The 15986-nt window shown below is 45.4% G+C and carries 16 protein-coding genes; 9 read left to right on the top strand and 7 right to left on the bottom strand.

The annotated features are described in order from the left end of the window. Window positions 1–6 precede the first annotated feature (6 nt). The 6 genes from BMX05_RS08080 to BMX05_RS08055 all read left to right on the top strand — a co-directional run bounded on the left by BMX05_RS08080 (window position 7) and on the right by BMX05_RS08055 (window position 5882). Window positions 7–642, top strand: a complete 636-nt coding sequence (locus tag BMX05_RS08080; RefSeq protein WP_218139012.1) for a phosphoribosylanthranilate isomerase — start codon at window positions 7–9, stop codon at window positions 640–642. Then, on the top strand, window positions 632–1864 hold the full coding sequence (gene trpB, locus BMX05_RS08075) for a tryptophan synthase subunit beta (RefSeq protein WP_093309900.1): 1233 nt from the start codon (window positions 632–634) through the stop codon (window positions 1862–1864). The genes BMX05_RS08080 and trpB overlap by 11 nt, the downstream gene beginning before the upstream one ends. Window positions 1865–1935: 71 nt before the next feature. Then, window positions 1936–2736, top strand: a complete 801-nt coding sequence (gene trpA, locus BMX05_RS08070; RefSeq protein WP_093309895.1) for a tryptophan synthase subunit alpha — start codon at window positions 1936–1938, stop codon at window positions 2734–2736. Window positions 2737–2811: 75 nt separating this feature from the next. Beyond that, on the top strand, window positions 2812–3753 hold the full coding sequence (gene accD / locus BMX05_RS08065; RefSeq protein ID WP_093309890.1) for an acetyl-CoA carboxylase, carboxyltransferase subunit beta: 942 nt from the start codon (window positions 2812–2814) through the stop codon (window positions 3751–3753). An 84-nt stretch (window positions 3754–3837) separates the two neighbouring features. After that, the gene (gene folC, locus BMX05_RS08060; RefSeq protein ID WP_093309885.1) at window positions 3838–5109 is read left to right on the top strand and encodes a bifunctional tetrahydrofolate synthase/dihydrofolate synthase; all 1272 of its coding nucleotides are present in this window, start codon (window positions 3838–3840) and stop codon (window positions 5107–5109) included. A 23-nt stretch (window positions 5110–5132) separates the two neighbouring features. Then, window positions 5133–5882 carry an SPOR domain-containing protein gene (locus tag BMX05_RS08055; RefSeq protein WP_093309881.1) on the top strand — a complete coding sequence of 250 codons (750 nt, stop codon included), beginning with the start codon at window positions 5133–5135 and terminating at the stop codon, window positions 5880–5882. A 61-nt stretch (window positions 5883–5943) separates the two neighbouring features. On the opposite strand, the gene BMX05_RS08050 is transcribed toward BMX05_RS08055, so the two are convergent. Together BMX05_RS08050 and BMX05_RS08045 are read right to left on the bottom strand one after the other, a co-directional pair. Beyond that, the gene (locus tag BMX05_RS08050) at window positions 5944–7677 is read right to left on the bottom strand and encodes an LTA synthase family protein (RefSeq protein WP_177166844.1); all 1734 of its coding nucleotides are present in this window, start codon (window positions 7675–7677) and stop codon (window positions 5944–5946) included. Window positions 7678–7901: 224 nt separating this feature from the next. Next, a complete protein-coding gene (locus BMX05_RS08045) occupies window positions 7902–8588 on the bottom strand; it encodes a phosphatase PAP2 family protein (protein WP_093309875.1) in 687 nt (228 codons plus the stop codon). A 236-nt stretch (window positions 8589–8824) separates the two neighbouring features. Between BMX05_RS08045 and BMX05_RS08040 the strand changes: the two genes are divergently transcribed. Further along, a complete protein-coding gene (locus BMX05_RS08040) occupies window positions 8825–9112 on the top strand; it encodes a hypothetical protein (protein WP_093309871.1) in 288 nt (95 codons plus the stop codon). A gap of 105 nt (window positions 9113–9217) precedes the next feature. Here the strand turns inward: BMX05_RS08040 and BMX05_RS08035 are convergent, their stop codons facing one another. After that, window positions 9218–10852 carry an acyl-CoA synthetase gene (locus BMX05_RS08035; RefSeq protein WP_093309868.1) on the bottom strand — a complete coding sequence of 545 codons (1635 nt, stop codon included), beginning with the start codon at window positions 10850–10852 and terminating at the stop codon, window positions 9218–9220. 471 nt (window positions 10853–11323) lie between these two features. On the opposite strand from BMX05_RS08035, the gene BMX05_RS08030 reads away from it, so the two are divergent. Both BMX05_RS08030 and BMX05_RS08025 read left to right on the top strand, forming a co-directional pair. Further along, on the top strand, window positions 11324–12142 hold the full coding sequence (locus BMX05_RS08030) for an alpha/beta fold hydrolase (RefSeq protein ID WP_093309865.1): 819 nt from the start codon (window positions 11324–11326) through the stop codon (window positions 12140–12142). Window positions 12143–12258: 116 nt separating this feature from the next. Beyond that, window positions 12259–12732, top strand: coding sequence for a MaoC/PaaZ C-terminal domain-containing protein (locus tag BMX05_RS08025; protein WP_093309862.1), 474 nt, complete (start codon window positions 12259–12261; stop codon window positions 12730–12732). Between the two features lie 58 nt (window positions 12733–12790). Here the strand turns inward: BMX05_RS08025 and lipA are convergent, their stop codons facing one another. The 4 genes from lipA to BMX05_RS08005 all read right to left on the bottom strand — a co-directional run bounded on the left by lipA (window position 12791) and on the right by BMX05_RS08005 (window position 15976). Beyond that, window positions 12791–13753, bottom strand: coding sequence for a lipoyl synthase (lipA, locus tag BMX05_RS08020; protein ID WP_093309859.1), 963 nt, complete (start codon window positions 13751–13753; stop codon window positions 12791–12793). Between the two features lie 27 nt (window positions 13754–13780). Further along, entirely contained in the window at window positions 13781–14446 is a 666-nt protein-coding gene (gene lipB, locus BMX05_RS08015) for a lipoyl(octanoyl) transferase LipB (protein WP_395855189.1), read from the bottom strand. Window positions 14447–14471: 25 nt separating this feature from the next. Beyond that, a complete protein-coding gene (locus BMX05_RS08010; protein ID WP_093309855.1) occupies window positions 14472–14759 on the bottom strand; it encodes an HP0495 family protein in 288 nt (95 codons plus the stop codon). Window positions 14760–14827: 68 nt separating this feature from the next. Beyond that, window positions 14828–15976, bottom strand: a complete 1149-nt coding sequence (locus BMX05_RS08005; RefSeq protein ID WP_093309986.1) for a D-alanyl-D-alanine carboxypeptidase family protein — start codon at window positions 15974–15976, stop codon at window positions 14828–14830. Window positions 15977–15986: the final 10 nt, after the last annotated feature.

The raw sequence follows: 15986 nt of genomic DNA, 5'->3' as shown, positions 1-15986 counted from the left end.
TGATTGATGCGTACACGTGTAAAAATTTGCGGCATCACCCGCATAGAAGATGCCCATAGCGCCATTATTGCCGGTGCTGATGCCTTGGGTTTTGTCTTTTATTCACCTAGCCCGCGCGCACTCACTTATGCGCAAGCGGCTGACATTGTACATAGCCTGCCACCTTTTGTGACCAGTGTAGGCCTATTCGTCAATGCCAGCGCGCAAGAGGTAAACGAGTGTTTGCGCACTGTGCCTTTAAGCTGTTTGCAATTCCATGGGGATGAAACCGCTGAGTTTTGTGCCAGCTTCAACCGTCCTTGGATTAAGGCGCTGCGTATGCGCCCTAATTTAGATTTAAAAGCCAGTATTTTACCTTATTTACAAGCAACACCTTTAAGCGCCTGTGGTATTTTAGTCGATGCTTATACCCCAGGTACTCCCGGAGGTACAGGGGAAACCTTTGATTGGCGTCGTATTCCCGCAGATTTGCCTTGTCCTTTAATTCTGGCAGGCGGTCTAAACTGCGATAATATCGAACGTGCCATCCAACGCGTGCGCCCTTATGCCGTTGATGTTTCAGGCGGTGTAGAAATTGATAAAGGGATTAAAGACCCCGAAAAAATTCATGCATTTATACGAGGTGTGAGCAGTGCCCAATAACAGCCAATCTCAAACACAGCTTCAGCGCCTAGCGAACCTCCCGGATGCGCAAGGTCATTTTGGTCCTTACGGGGGACGTTTTGTTTCCGAGACACTCAGCTATGCACTTGAGCATTTAACAAAAATGTATCAAGAACTCAGCCAAGATCCTGAGTTTCAAGCTGAATTTGACCGTGATCTTGCCCACTATGTCGGGCGTCCTTCGCCTTTGTACCCTGCACAGCGTTGGTCAGAAGCACTCGGTGGTGCGCAGATTTGGCTCAAGCGGGAAGACCTTAACCATACAGGCGCACATAAAATTAATAACACGATTGGCCAAGCCTTGCTGGCCAAGCATTCTGGCAAAAAGCGTGTGATTGCAGAAACTGGTGCAGGCCAACATGGGGTTGCTACTGCCACAGTGGCTGCTCGTTTTGGTCTACAATGCCAAGTCTATATGGGGGCAGATGATGTTGAGCGTCAAAAACTCAATGTCTACCGGATGCGCCTGCTCGGGGCCGAAGTGATTCCCGTCACATCCGGCTCGCGCACACTCAAAGATGCCATGAACGAAGCCATGCGCGATTGGGTAACCAATGTAGAAGAAACCTTCTATATCATAGGCACAGTTGCAGGGCCGCACCCTTATCCCCAGTTGGTACGTGATTTTAATGCGATTGTTGGGCGTGAGGCCCGTCGCCAGTCTTTGGAACAAATCGGGCGTTTACCGGATGCGCTAATTGCTTGTGTTGGCGGTGGTTCGAATGCGATTGGCTTGTTCCATCCTTTCCTAGAAGATGAGCAAGTGGCCATGTATGGTGTGGAAGCAGGGGGCGATGGTTTAGAAACCGGACGCCATGCCGCACCTTTAAATGCTGGTCGACCCGGCGTATTGCACGGCAACCGTACCTATTTAATGGAAGATGATGCAGGGCAAATTATCGAAACCCACTCCATTTCTGCAGGCTTAGACTACCCTGGAGTAGGTCCGGAACATGCTTATCTCAAAGATATCGGCCGTGTGAACTATGTTGTGGCAACCGACCAAGAAGTCTTGGAAGCCTTCCATGATTTATGCCATGTTGAAGGAATTATTCCTGCTTTAGAATCTAGCCATGCCTTAGCCTATGCCAAGCAGCTAGCGCCTAAGATGCGTACTGATGAGCATATCATTGTCAATTTATCTGGGCGTGGTGATAAAGATATTCACACCGTTGCCCGTTTGGATGGCTTGAAAATCTAGCGTCCGCGATCCGCTTAGCTACTTGCCCGCACTTTCTTAAGGTGCGGACAAGCCCTGAGGAAATCTTATTTATGTCACGTATTCAAACTTGCTTTCAGCAACTTGCTGGTAAAAAGGCGCTGATTCCTTATATCACCGCAGGTGACCCACATCCGCAACATACACTCGCTTATATGCATGCCTTAGTGGCTGGCGGTGCTGATATTATCGAACTCGGCGTACCTTTTTCCGACCCTATGGCAGATGGCCCTGTCATTCAAAAAGCCTGTGAGCGTGCGCTCGCTGCGGGAACACGTTTGCGCGATGTGCTAGCGATTGTTCATGAATTTCGCCAACATAACCAAACCACACCGATTGTCCTAATGGGTTATCTAAACCCTATCGAGGCGATGGGGTATGCAGACTTCACTCAAGCAGCTGCGCAAGCGGGTGTTGATGGCGTGCTCACTGTCGATTTACCACCAGAAGAAGCCCAAGCTGTACAGCCGCTTTTTACCGCCGCTGGCTTGGATATGATTTATCTGATTGCCCCGACCACTTCCGATGAGCGCATCTGCAAAATTGCTGCCTCTGGTCAAGGTTATTTATATTATGTGTCGTTAAAAGGGGTTACCGGCTCAGCTGCCTTGGATGTCGAGGCAGTGGCCGCTAAAATGCAAACTTTGCGTCAACTAACCTCCCTACCTATTGCCGTTGGCTTTGGGATTCGTGATGCAACCAGTGCAGCCCAAGTTGCCCAAGTTGCCGATGGCGTGATTGTAGGCAGTGCCTTAGTCAATCAAATTGCTGATTTACAAAGCACACCTGAGGCCATTAGTGACGCATTACAAACCACTTTAGCGGCCATGCGTCAAGCAATGGATGCACGCTAATTTTGTTTTCTTATTTGTGCCTTTAAATCCTTTAGGGTTTAAAGGCGCTCGTTTTTTAGACTAGGTTTTCTACACATGAGCAGCTGGCTAACCAAAATTGTTCCCTCTATCATGCGTTCTGAGCGTAAAGATAGACGCACCAATGTTCCTGAAGGTTTATGGCGCAAATGTCCCAAGTGTGACTCTGTGTTATATCGCCCTGAATTGGAAAAGCATTTAAATGTCTGCCCTAAATGCGATCACCATATGCGTTTATCTGCACGTAAGCGTCTTACCGTTTTCTTAGATGCCGATTCTACGCAAGAAATCGCCGCCGAGTTAGAACCGACAGATCGGTTAAAATTTAAAGATTCCAAGAAGTATAAAGATCGTCTAGCCGCAGCGCAGAAAGAAACTCAAGAAAAAGACGCGCTCGTTGTGATGCAGGGGACACTCAATGGTTTGCCTGTGGTGGCCTGTGCATTTGAGTTTAACTTTATGGGTGGTTCTATGGGCGCTATCGTTGGTGAGCGCTTTGTACGTGCCGCCAATCTAGCGTTAGAAAAGCAGATTCCTTTCGTTTGTTTTGCTGCCAGCGGTGGCGCACGGATGCAAGAAGCTTTGTTTTCCTTAATGCAAATGGCGAAAACTTCTGCCGCACTAGAAAAGCTCAAACAGGCAGGTGTTCCTTTTATTTCAGTGATGACAGACCCTGTATTTGGTGGCGTTTCTGCCTCCTTAGCCATGCTGGGGGATTTAAATATTGCCGAACCGAATGCATTAATCGGCTTTGCTGGCCCACGAGTGATTGAGCAAACTGTGCGCGAGAAACTCCCGGAAGGCTTCCAGCGTTCTGAGTTTTTACTTGAGCATGGTGCCTTGGATATGATTGTTCATCGCCACGAACTAAGAGCCAAAATCGGTGGTATTTTACGTAAATTGACCCATGCCCCTGAACTGGCAACGGAAGAGTTTCTCTCAAAAGAGACCAATGAAGAAACCACCGAAGCTTTGCCAGAACCACCGAAAGATTTCTAATCACTCACTTGCCTTCTTGTGCCCTTGCTAAAGAAGGCAAATTCTTCTCTTTTTGATTGCACTTTCACTTGAGCCCATTTTTCTATGTCTGCGCCCCATGCCCATGCCAGTTTAGCAACTTGGCTAGACTACTTAGAGAATTTACATCCAAACCAGATTGATTTGGGGCTTGAGCGTATCCGCACGGTCGCTTTGAAGCTCAATTTAATAGGCCCTCAAGCACAACCTTTGGCACACAAAGTTATTAGCGTAGCCGGTACCAATGGGAAAGGTTCTAGCCTTGCCTATTTAGAGCAACTTAGCCTACAAGCGGGTATAAAAGTCGGGACTTACACGTCGCCGCATTTTTTGCGTTACAACGAACGCATACGTGTACAAGGGCAGGAAGTCAGCGATACCGAGATTGTGCAGGCATTTGCACGCATTGAAGCAGCACGTGGACATACAAGTCTTACTTATTTTGAGTTTGGTACCTTGGCCGCTTGTTTAATCTTCCAGCAAAGTGCACTGGATATCGCCTTGTTAGAAGTTGGCTTAGGTGGACGCTTAGATGCGGTCAATTTAATTGATGCAGATATTGCAGTTGTCACCAGCATTGCACTAGATCATGCCGATTGGCTGGGTACAGATTTACAAGAAATCGCGTATGCCAAAGTAGGCATTGCACGCGCGCATCGCCCTTTAGTCCTTGGCAGTGAGTCTATGCCAGAACGGATTTTTCAATGCGCACAAGACTTACATACTCCTGTCTATCAACTCGGTAAGGAGTTTATCCAAACTTCTAACGGCGAGACTTGGCAATGGTCGAATACGCAAGGAAAATGCTTTACCCAGCTGCCTTATCCCAAGTTACCTTATCCCAATGCAGCCACTAGTTTGCAGGCTTTTTTACTGACCGGCTATCCGATCACGCAAGCACAAATACAAGCCGCTGTTGCTCAAGCGCAACTGACAGGGCGCTTACAACGCCATGGACCTTGGTTACTGGATGTAGCCCACAATCCTCATGCTGCCAGTTACATTGCACAGCACTTAAAGACAAAAACACGTCGGCTGGCCATTTTAGGTATGATGTCTGATAAAGATCAAGCTGGTGTGGTTAAAGCGCTGACACCTTATATCCAAGCGTGGATCACCACAGATTTGCCCTTAGCACGCGCAGCAAGTGCCCAAACCCTTGCCCATATCGTTCAGGCCCAAGGGGGGCGGGTCTTAGCACAAGTGACTGATCCACAAAGCGCTTATCAAAAAGCACACGCACAATTAAAAATACAAGCCTTTGACGAAGTCTTGGTGTTAGGATCTTTTTTCACACTGGCAGGGCTGCTTGCTGATGTATTAGCAAGTACAGATTAAGGTTTATAGAGGTAGCGTTTTCAATGAAATATGGTCTACAAGAACGTATCCTAGGTGCCCTAGTGCTTTTAGGCACTGGCATACTGACTCTACCTCTATTGCTTAGCCAGCCAAGGGAAACGCCGCCTATTCCGCATCCTATTTTTGTGCCTGAAGCACCACCAGAGGAGGTACAAGCAGCACTTGCACCCAAAGAGATACAAAGCGCTGATTTAACACCAGCAAATGCCGCACCTGCGGAAGCTTTGGCTCCTGATGAAAAAGCAACGACACAATCCAGCGAGCCGTTAACTGCGTTTATCCCTGAACCTGTCGTCGAGCCAACAGATATTCCTACACCACCGGAAATGCAAATAGCCCCCTTGCCCGAACCTGAATTTGTCGCAACGCCAACGCCAACGCCAACGCCAACGCCAACGCCAACGCCAACGCCAACGCCAACGCCAACGCCAACGCCACCTAATGATCCTCTGCTTTCGGTAATTAGCGCCCATTCAGGTGCCGAAAAAAATCAAAATCCACCGCAAGCTCCCCAAGCTTGGAGTATTCAAGTTGCTAGCTTCCAATCGCAAGCCAATGCCAATAATTTAATTCAACGCTTACAAAGCTTAGAGTTAGCCGCTTATACACGCGAGCGCAATGGTTTAGTAGTGATTTATGTCGGGCCTTATACCAGTGAACAAGAAATTGCACGTGTACAAGCAAAGATGCTACAAGCTTTAGGATTAAAAACCCTAAAAGTGACTTATGTGCCTGAGCACGAGCGCTTATAAATAAAAGAAGACTGCCAAAGACAGTCTTTGCTAAGAAAAACCCTTATAATCTGAATTGAGCTTAATACCTTAATTCAACAGGATAAGGTAGCTTCCAATTCAGTTTATGCTCTTCATATAACTCTGCTGCTCCCTGATAGTAGGCAAGCAGTCTCTGCACTAGCCAATTCTCTGTGGGTATAAACTCAGCCTGCGTACGTGGGTGTTTAATTGCAGTCACTTGTGCTTGTGGTTTTAAATAAGTCAGCACTGTGCCCTGATTCCCCAGATCTTGCAACAAACCAAGATATTGATAGTTAGCAATTAAAGCTCGCCCTAACTGTGGTGTTTCTTTTGCAGAAAAGACATTATAACCAAAAAACTGGCTTGTATACTTAAAGCCAAATAATGCATAAATACTAGGAGCCACGTCAATCTGACTGCTCATATACTGAATATCTTGAGGGGCTAGTTTCTTGGGTGCATACATAATCCAAGGAATATGATGCTTGCTGACTTCTAAATCTTGGCGTCCCGCACTTGATGCACAGTGGTCCGCAATAAAGACAAATAAGGTATCATCAAACCAAGGTTGCTGCTGTGCTTGCGTTATAAAATCACCTATTGCCCAGTCTGTATATTTTACTGCAGCCTCACGCGAGCCTGTTGGCAAATCAATGCGTCCTTTAGGAAAAGTGTAGGGGCGGTGATTTGAGGTGGTCATGACATAATAAAAAAAATTCTTTCCCTTTTGATAATCTTGATTCGCTTCTTTAATTAATCGATGGTATAAAAACTCATCAGCGACACCCCAAGCGTTACTAAAACCAATTTCCTCTTCTCTAAGATCTGTTTGATCAAGAATACGAAAACCATTATGTGAGAAAAAGCTATTCATATTATCGAAATAACCACGTCCACCATAAAAGAATTTTGTATCATAACCACGTTGAATAAATTCAGACCCTATAGAATAGTGCGTTGTTTGTTCCGGCCTTTTGACTAGGGAGCGTCCGGGCGTTGGTGGAATAGATAAGCTAATAGCTTCTAAACCACGTGTGGTGCGTGATCCAGTGGCATAGGTATTACTAAAAACAATTCCTGAGCTTGCCAATTGATCTAAATTTGGTGTTAATCCTTGTGGGTTACCAAAATAACCAAGAAAATCTGCGCTTAAACTTTCGACCGTGACCAAGACAAGGTTTTTAAAACCTAGCGGATGATTGGGTGGTGTTACTTGATGACGAATCTCTAGACCCGGTGATTTAATCCAATGACTTGATGGCATATAACTTTTAATTTCTTCTTGCAAGTTCTGTGCTAGCACCTGTGACGAGGTTTGCAAATAAAAATCTTGATACTTTAATTCATTATTCCGAAAGGCAGCAACAAACTGATAAGGGCCATTTGCAGCAAGCTCATTAAGATAACGGTTTTGGCTTATTTGATGACTTTGTTGATTAAGAGCTATATAGCTGACAACAGGTAGGCAAAGTAATAAAAAAGTGGTTGAGAAATTAGTTTTTTTAGCATAGCGACTTACCTTAATGCTCGGCTTTGCTAATGCCAGTGTCCCTAAGCTAAAAATAAGAATCACTCCTAATATCCAAATAACAGGATAGGACTCTTGGATATTTTGTGAAACCTCATGTCGATAGACTAGGTAATCGACTGCAATAAAATTAAATCGGCTACTAAACTCTTCCCAAAAGAGAAACTCTGCAACACAAATAAAATAGCTTGCGTAAATAAGTGCAAAGCTCACAAGATATACAAGGCCGTAATGCACGCGAGTTTGCCAAATCTTTTTAGGCATCAAAAAAATGTAAAGGATAAAAGGGATAATAAAGTAACTTAAAAATCCTATATCAGATAATATTCCATAAAAGAATACTTGAAAATATTGATGTGCAGTCATTTCCACTTGATCAAAGCTAAATGAAACCAACCCAAAGCGTACACAGGTCATCAATATAAAATAAAACCCACTAAACCAAAACAACAAAGATAGACGAGAATCTTTATATAGCTTCATAATCATTACCGTAAAGATGTTGTAATTGAGGAAACAGGAGGATAAAAATAGGCTGTTATTGCGGCAATGGCATAACAAAGTGCACAAGTTGCTAAATCATGGGATAAAAAATGTGCTCCACGCATTTGTTGCGCAAAACCTAAAATTAAGCTGACGAAAGGGACTGAAAGATAAAAGCACCAGCGTATTTTTTTAGAATAATAAGGTGCAATAAAATATAAGCCTAAGCTGGCCCATCCACTGGATGCATGGCCTGCAGGAAAACAATAACCTTTGGGGTACTGCTGACTAAACATTTGCCACCAAGCAGGTGTTTCTGGCCATCGGCCACCAAAAGTCGCTACATCCCACGGACAAGGCAGATGCGTGACTTTTTTTAACAGACTCACGCTCACAAGACTGGTCACAAGGGTAATCAGCAGGTAATTCATGATGTTTCTGTTGGGATGCTGGGGATGTTTGTAGTAATAATACGCAGCCATCATGATCAGCAGACCATAGACTGTCATAAAAAAGTAGCGTGCATCTTGATGTAATAGCTCGGAAGTTAGCCAAGCATGACGCCAAGGCCAAACCCCTGTGGTTTGATCAAAAAAGTAATGTGCTAGTGCTTCATCAATGCCTAAGCTGGTGCTGGCAGCACTAGCACCCAAAAGTAGGAAAACGGGTATCAATACGCGATAAAAAGACATAGGCACCCAAATGACAACGGAAGATAAGTACCTTAGCTTAGAAGCGCTAACTTAAGTTAATCTTAAATGCTTTTACTTATGTCAGTTTTTGTAACTGATTAAGGGCTAGCCAGAGCACCTTAATCAAGGCCATAATAGGCGACGCAGATTTTATGGTGGCTGGAGCTGGTGTCCTGATGCGCTGGTTGTAGTCAAAGCTAAGCTAGGTCCCTATTAAAGAGGACGGAGAGAACTCAATGTATAACGACGTCACCTATGGCATGTGGTTACCTGCCTTCGGTTTTCTTTTCTGGATATTGAACCAATTTTTTATTAAAGGCTTACTCGAGCGTCTGTCTTGCCTGATTCCAAGCGCACGCCGCAGCACTCAGGAAGATTACCCTTATTGGTCAGCCGTGTTTGCAGGTGTCGGTGCAACTTTTGTTATTGCGCCGGCTGATACAGTCAAAGTGGTGATTATTTTGGCTATTTTAGCGATCTTGGTGAGCACCATCATGAAACGTGCCATGCGTAACCTAGGTTAACGCTTATCTGTTAGCCTGTGTTACTTGTTAATGTCCCAAAAAACAGCGGGCACCTGCTCAATAAGAAGGTGCCCGCTGGCCGTTTATGCGAAGACTAAGGTGCTTTTATAGGCTTTTAGCTTGATCGCGCAACATGAACTTCTGGATTTTACCAGTTGAAGTTTTCGGTAATTCGCCAAAGATCACGGTTTTAGGTGCTTTAAAGTGCGCCATATTATCGCGACAGAACTGGATAATTTCTGCTTCTGTCACACTTGTTCCCGGGCGCAAGTTCACGAAAGCACAAGGAGTCTCGCCCCATTTTTCGTCTGGACGTGCAACCACTGCCGCTTCCGAAACCGCTGGGTGACGATAAAGCACATCTTCTACTTCAATAGAAGAAATGTTTTCACCACCTGAGATAATAATGTCTTTTGATCTATCTTTGATCTCAACATAGCCATCTGGATGCCACACCGCTAAGTCCCCAGAGTGGAACCAGCCGCCTCGGAAAGCTTCTTCTGTGGTGTGCGGGTTTTTCAAGTAACCTTTCATCACAAGGTTACCACGCATCATAATTTCACCCATAGTTTTGCCATCTTGAGGCACAGGTTCCATGGTTTCAGGATGCGCAACCATCAGGCCTTCTTGCATAGGTGCTTTCACCCCTTGACGGGCTTTTAAGCGAGCACGCTCGGAGATAGGTTTCTCGTCCCACTCACTATGCCATTCACAAAGAACACACGGGCCATAAGTTTCTGTGAGGCCATACACGTGCGTCACTTTAAAGCCCATGCTTTCCATACCTTCAATGACAGAGGCAGGCGGCGCAGCACCGGCTGTCATCACTTTTACTTCATGCTCAATGCCAGCTTTCATGCTGTCATCTGCATTGTTGAGCATATTTAATACGATAGGTGCGCCGCAGAAATGGTTAGCCTTGTATTCTTTAATGGATTTGTAAATCTCATCAACACGGACATGACGCAAAGAAACACTAGTCCCTGCTGCTGCTGCAACACTCCAAGGGAAGCACCAGCCATTACAATGGAACATAGGCAAAGTCCACAGATAGACAGGATGATGCCCCATATCCCAAGAGATAATATTAGAAGCCGCATTGAGATAAGCGCCACGGTGGTGATAGACCACACCTTTTGGGTTACCTGTCGTGCCTGAGGTGTAATTTAGGGTGATCGCATCCCACTCATCTTGCGGGCCTTCCCAGGCAAAGTCGTCATCACCTGTGGCGAGAAACGCCTCGTAATCCATCTCACCTAGCAGCTCGCCACCTTCATAAAAAGGATCATCAATATCAATGACTTTAGGACGCGGCGCGCTACCCATGAGTTTCAAAGCACGAGAGACAACTTCAGAAAACTCACGATCGACAAAAAGTACTTTAGTTTCTGCGTGTTGCAAGATAAAAGACACTGCTTCAGCATCCAAGCGCGTATTAATCGCATTTAATACGGCACCTGACATGGGCACACCAAAGTGTGCTTCAAACAAAGGCGAAATATTTGGAGCAACAAAAGACACAGTTGTGCCCTTGCCTACACCTAACTTATTGAGTGCAGAAGCAAGACGGACACAACGTTGGTAAGTTTCCTTCCAAGTACGCTCTTGGCCGTGATGGTTTTGCGCCACGTAATTAGGGTACACACTGGCAGCACGTTGCAGATAAGAAAGAGGTGTCAAAGCAGCAAAGTTCGCTGCATTGCGGTCGAGTCCCAAGTTATAAATATTATAATGTGACATGTGTGTGTCCTTCGTTTATGGATATTTCACTTCGTGGGCACCGTTTGGGAAAACGGCTCACACAAAGAGGTATCTAGCGCATACCTAGATACAAGGTTTACAGCTTAAACCCACTACCTACACCACGAGCCTGCTTTTACACCCTGCATCCTGTGGTGTGATAGCTATGTTGAACAGTGACATTCGCCAGCAATTTTTACTGAAAGTTGCAAAGCACTCAACTTATCCGCAAATGTTGACAAAATGTCACCTGCATTAAAAACCCCTGTTGCATTGCAACAAATGCTACTTTGGTTGTATTTTCTAGCTTTAAGTGTCGATTAAGGTCAAATAAGATGCAGATATTCGCACTAGACGAAATGTACCTAGTTTTATTAATCGAAAAGTGAACTTCACTGCTTAAAAAAACTAGGTTAGCTTAAATAGCAAATGAGTCACTCTCATCCCCAAAGATTTTAAGGAGTTCTGACTATGGTCATCGACAAGGATTTAGTGGTTTTTCTCCATGCTTCTTTAAGCAGTAAAGCTCAGTGGATTCCGCTGATGCAAGCGTGGCAAACCCAAGCAAAATCCAAGCTAGACACACAGATTGTCGACTATTTAGCCTTGGATTTACTAGGCTATGGCAGTGCTGCGCCCCCAAACCAAGCGAACTTCCAGTTATCAACGGAAGTCGATGTTGTATATCAGCAAATCCAAGCACAGCGCCCACACCTCGAAAAAGACGCCGCACAAGTGCGTGTCCATCTTATTGGTCATTCGTATGGTGCAGCAACAGCACTTGCCTTAGCTGCACGAATTCCTGAAGCTATTGCTTCAATGACTTTATTCGAGCCTGTCGCCTTTTATCTGCTTGATCACGATAGCCTGCCACGCCGCGAGGTACAAGACTTGAGTGCGATCTTGCATGACCAGCTGGACACAAAACCGGCACAGGCTGCTGCACATTTTATTGACTACTGGAATACACAGGGCACTTTTGCGCGTTTGCCTGAGGCACAACAGGCGTATTTTATTCGTGGGATGACCAAAGTCTGTGATGATTTTAATGCACTTTTTAGTGCCTCAACCTGTGCAGAGGATCTGCAACAATTACAGTGCCCAATTTTGTTAATGCAAGGCCAACAAACACCGGCCAGCACGCAGGCTGTCATGCATCGCTTACGCGAGATTTTTCCCCAAGCTGGATATGCTGAAGTAGACGGCGGCCACATGGCACCGATAACACACGCACATTTGGTGAACCCGATAGTCACAGAATTTGTTGCAGCGCACATACGAACTTTGTAGTCTACTTAACGAGTGTCAACATGTGTTCACAGAACTGTGTTGAACTCACCCCAGTGACACGAGGTAGTTCACTAAGCTGCCGTTATAACTTCCCTACTTTAAGGAAAATGTCCGCCATGACGACTTTAGTCAATCGTACTTTTGATGAGCTGCAAATTGGTGAAAGCGCAACTTTTAGCAAAACCTTAACCGAAAAAGAGCTGGTACTCTTTGCCGCTGTCTCTGGTGATGTGAACCCCGTACACTTGGACGCAGAATTTGCGAAAACCAGTATGTTTGGCGAGCGTATTGCCCATGGTATGTGGTCAGGCTCTTTGATTTCGGCTGCCTTAGCTACTGTTTTACCTGGACCTGGTACGATTTATCTTGGTCAAAGCCTAAAATTCCGTCGTCCGGTGAAACTAGGGGATGAGCTGACCGTGCAACTGACGGTCCAAGAGAAAAAAGAAGATAAGAAATTTGTTGTTTTAGATTGTGTGGTAACTAATCAAAATGGTGACAAAGTCGTCACAGGCACTGCAGAAGTGATTGCACCGAGTGAGAAAGCGGAACTCACTGCACCTAACTTGCCTGAGATTCAGATTGGTTAGGCTTTGAAGAACTGGATACCCTCCCCGCCCTGAAGGACGGGGTCTTTTATGCTAAAAATTACTTCACCTTTTCACCATGTGCTTGCTTATCAGCATGATAAGAAGAACGCACCAAAGGCCCAGAGGCCACATGTACAAAACCTAAATCGCGAGCGATGTGAGCAAGTTCATCAAATTCTGAAGGCGGCACCCAACGGTCAATCGGTAAGTGATTGCGTGTTGGCTGCATATATTGACCTAGTGTCAGCATATCCACTTGATGAGCACGCAGATCCTGCATGACTTGGATAATCTCTGCTTGCGTTTCTCCAACCCCCAACATTAAGCCAGATTTGGTCAACACTTGTGGGCACAAGGCTTTGTACTCTTGCAGTAATTTGAGTGAACCTAAATAATCCGCCCCAGGGCGCACTTTACGATACAACGCAGGAACAGTTTCTAAATTGTGATTAAACACATCCGGCGGTGTATGTTGCAAAATCTCCAAAGCCACTGGCATACGACCACGAAAATCTGGTACCAGAACTTCAATCTCGATACTGTCCATGCGCTGGCGTATTTCATGAATACAATCTGCGAAATGTTGCGCGCCACCATCACGCAAATCATCACGATCGACCGAAGTAATGACCACGTATTTAAGACGCATATCCGCAATCGCTGCCGCAAGTTCGCGTGGCTCTTCCGTATTAAGGGGATTGGGACGCCCATGCGCAACATCACAGAAGGGGCAACGGCGGGTACAAATATCCCCCATAATCATAAAAGTTGCTGTGCCTCCGTGAAAACACTCACCGAGATTCGGGCAAGAAGCTTCCTCACAGACGGTATGGAGTTTGTGTTTACGTAAGGTATCTTTGATATGTTTCACTTCTGGCGAGGCGGGCATTTTCACTCGCAGCCAATCCGGTTTTTTAGGTAAATCTTCCGTTGGTAAGATCTTCACCGGAATACGCGCAACCTTCTCTGCGCCTCTAAGTTTATGGCCTTGGTGGACTGGAGCCGGACGAGTGTCATGCATAGTTTAAATTTCCACAATAGGTAAAGATCAATCTAGGGTCGAGGGGAGGTCACAAGTATGTTGATATTGCGTATGGCCTAGCCGGTTGACAAGCTGGGTGATGACTTGCATACGGACCCAGTCCATATCTGCCTCAGGACATAAAGTTTTGACCTGTGTGACCGGCATACCCGCGTAACCACAGGGGTTAATTTGCTGAAAGGGGCTTAAATCCATATCCAGATTAAAGCTTAAACCATGCAAGGAACAACCTTTGCGGATACGTAAACCCAAGGCGGCAATTTTAGCAGCTTGCACCTGTGGCGTATCCACATAAACTCCGGGAGCTTGCGCTTGGGCATACGCATGGACACCAAGCTGGGCGAGGGTGTCAATCAAGGCATGTTCAATCAGGTTGACAAGATCACGCACACCATAGTGTAAACGCTTGATATCCAATAACAAATAGACTACCAGTTGCCCAGGACCATGATACGTTACTTGGCCGCCACGATCACTTTGCACAACGGGAATATCACCCGAGTGCAAAATATGTTCTGGCTTTCCTGCTTGTCCCTGTGTGAATACAGGAGGATGCTCAAGACACCAAATTTCATCTGGTGTCTCTGGGGTACGCGTTTGGGTCAACACATGCATAGCAGCAAGCGTTTTTGGGTAGTCTTGACGGCCCAAATGCCTAATATAAAGATCCACAGATATTCTCGTGCTAAGAGTTGATTTATAACACCATGCGCACGCGCCCACTGGCTTTTAAAGCTTCAAATAGATGCTGGATTTGTGCTTCACTTTGAGCATTTAAAGTAACACGTAGGGATTGATAGCGCCCATTACGACTATCGACTAAGCGCAGGCTTTGTGCATCATAGTCTGCTGCCTGTGCCGCGAGAATATCTAGCATAGCCGCTTTAAAATCAGGTGCGAAATCTCCTACTATTTTTATAGGGTATGCGCAAGGGAAGCTTAACTTAGGGGCTTCGCCTGTGTCTAGTGCTTGTACTTGAATCATGCTAAATACCTGTACACAAGTAGATAAAATGGCCAGCGAATTTTAGCTACAATCCGCTGGGCTTTCGGTTAGGAAGAGACGATCCCTAAGAAAAACAGCACCAGATTGTCCCAAACTTTTTTCACAAAGCCACCTTCTTCCACTGCATTAAGCGCAATCAAAGGCTTTTCTGTAATCACCTCATCATTAAGTGAAATAATCACTTTACCAAGCTCGTCGCCAGGTTGTATCGGCGCTTTAATCACTTCGCTAATACTTAAAGAAGCAGATAAGTTTTCTTCTTGTCCACGTGGAATCGTGACATATAAATGTTCTCCTAGACCCAACTTTACTTGCTCGGTTGCACCGCCCCAAACACGGTTTTCATTGAGTACCTCATACTTTTGGTAAAGCTGGCGGGTATCAAAATATCTAAACCCGTAGGTAAGTAACTTTTGGCTTTCTTGCGCGCGTGCTTCTTCACTTTTGGTTCCCATGACCACAGAAATCAGGCGCATATCCCCTTTTTTCGCTGAAGCAACTAGGCCAAAACCGGCTTCTTCTGTATGTCCAGTTTTCAGGCCATCAACGGAACTATCACGCCACAAAAGTTTATTACGATTGGCTTGGCGAATGTCATTATAAGTGAAGTATTTTTCTGAATAGACTTTGTAATGCTCTGGATAGTCTAAAATAATGTGCTGTGCCAAAATGGATAAATCACGCGCACTTGAGTAATGGTTTTCTGCAGGCAAGCCTGTGGAATTTACAAAATGTGTATCATTCATTCCCAACAGATTTGCATGTTGATTCATTAAATCAGCAAAAGAGCTTTCACTTCCTGCTAGATGTTCAGCCACTGCAATGGACGCATCATTACCCGATTGGATAATAATTCCCTTGAGCAAATCATTTAACTCAACAAAAGTGCCTTCACGTACAAACATGCGCGAGCCAGGCGCACGCCAAGCTTTTTCACTAATACGCACCTTGTCTGTGAGTTTTAAATTACCACGTGCTAGTTCATGCTCAACTAAATAACTGGTCATCATTTTAGTTAAACTAGCTGGTGGTAAGCGTTGATCTGCTTGATATTCTACAATCACCTTACCACTATGCGGATCAACTAATAAGTAAGAGCTAGCAGATAGGCTCGGCGGTGCAGGAATTAAGACTTCATCAGGTGCTGCCTGTGCACTAGAAATACCGCAGATTAAGGTGGCTATCCAAGCCCACATAGGCTTAAAG

The sequence above is a fragment of the Allopseudospirillum japonicum genome (genome assembly GCF_900108915.1).
GTDB classification, from domain to species: domain Bacteria; phylum Pseudomonadota; class Gammaproteobacteria; order Pseudomonadales; family Halomonadaceae; genus Pseudospirillum; species Pseudospirillum japonicum.
This window is presented reverse-complemented; position numbering and strand designations above follow the sequence as displayed.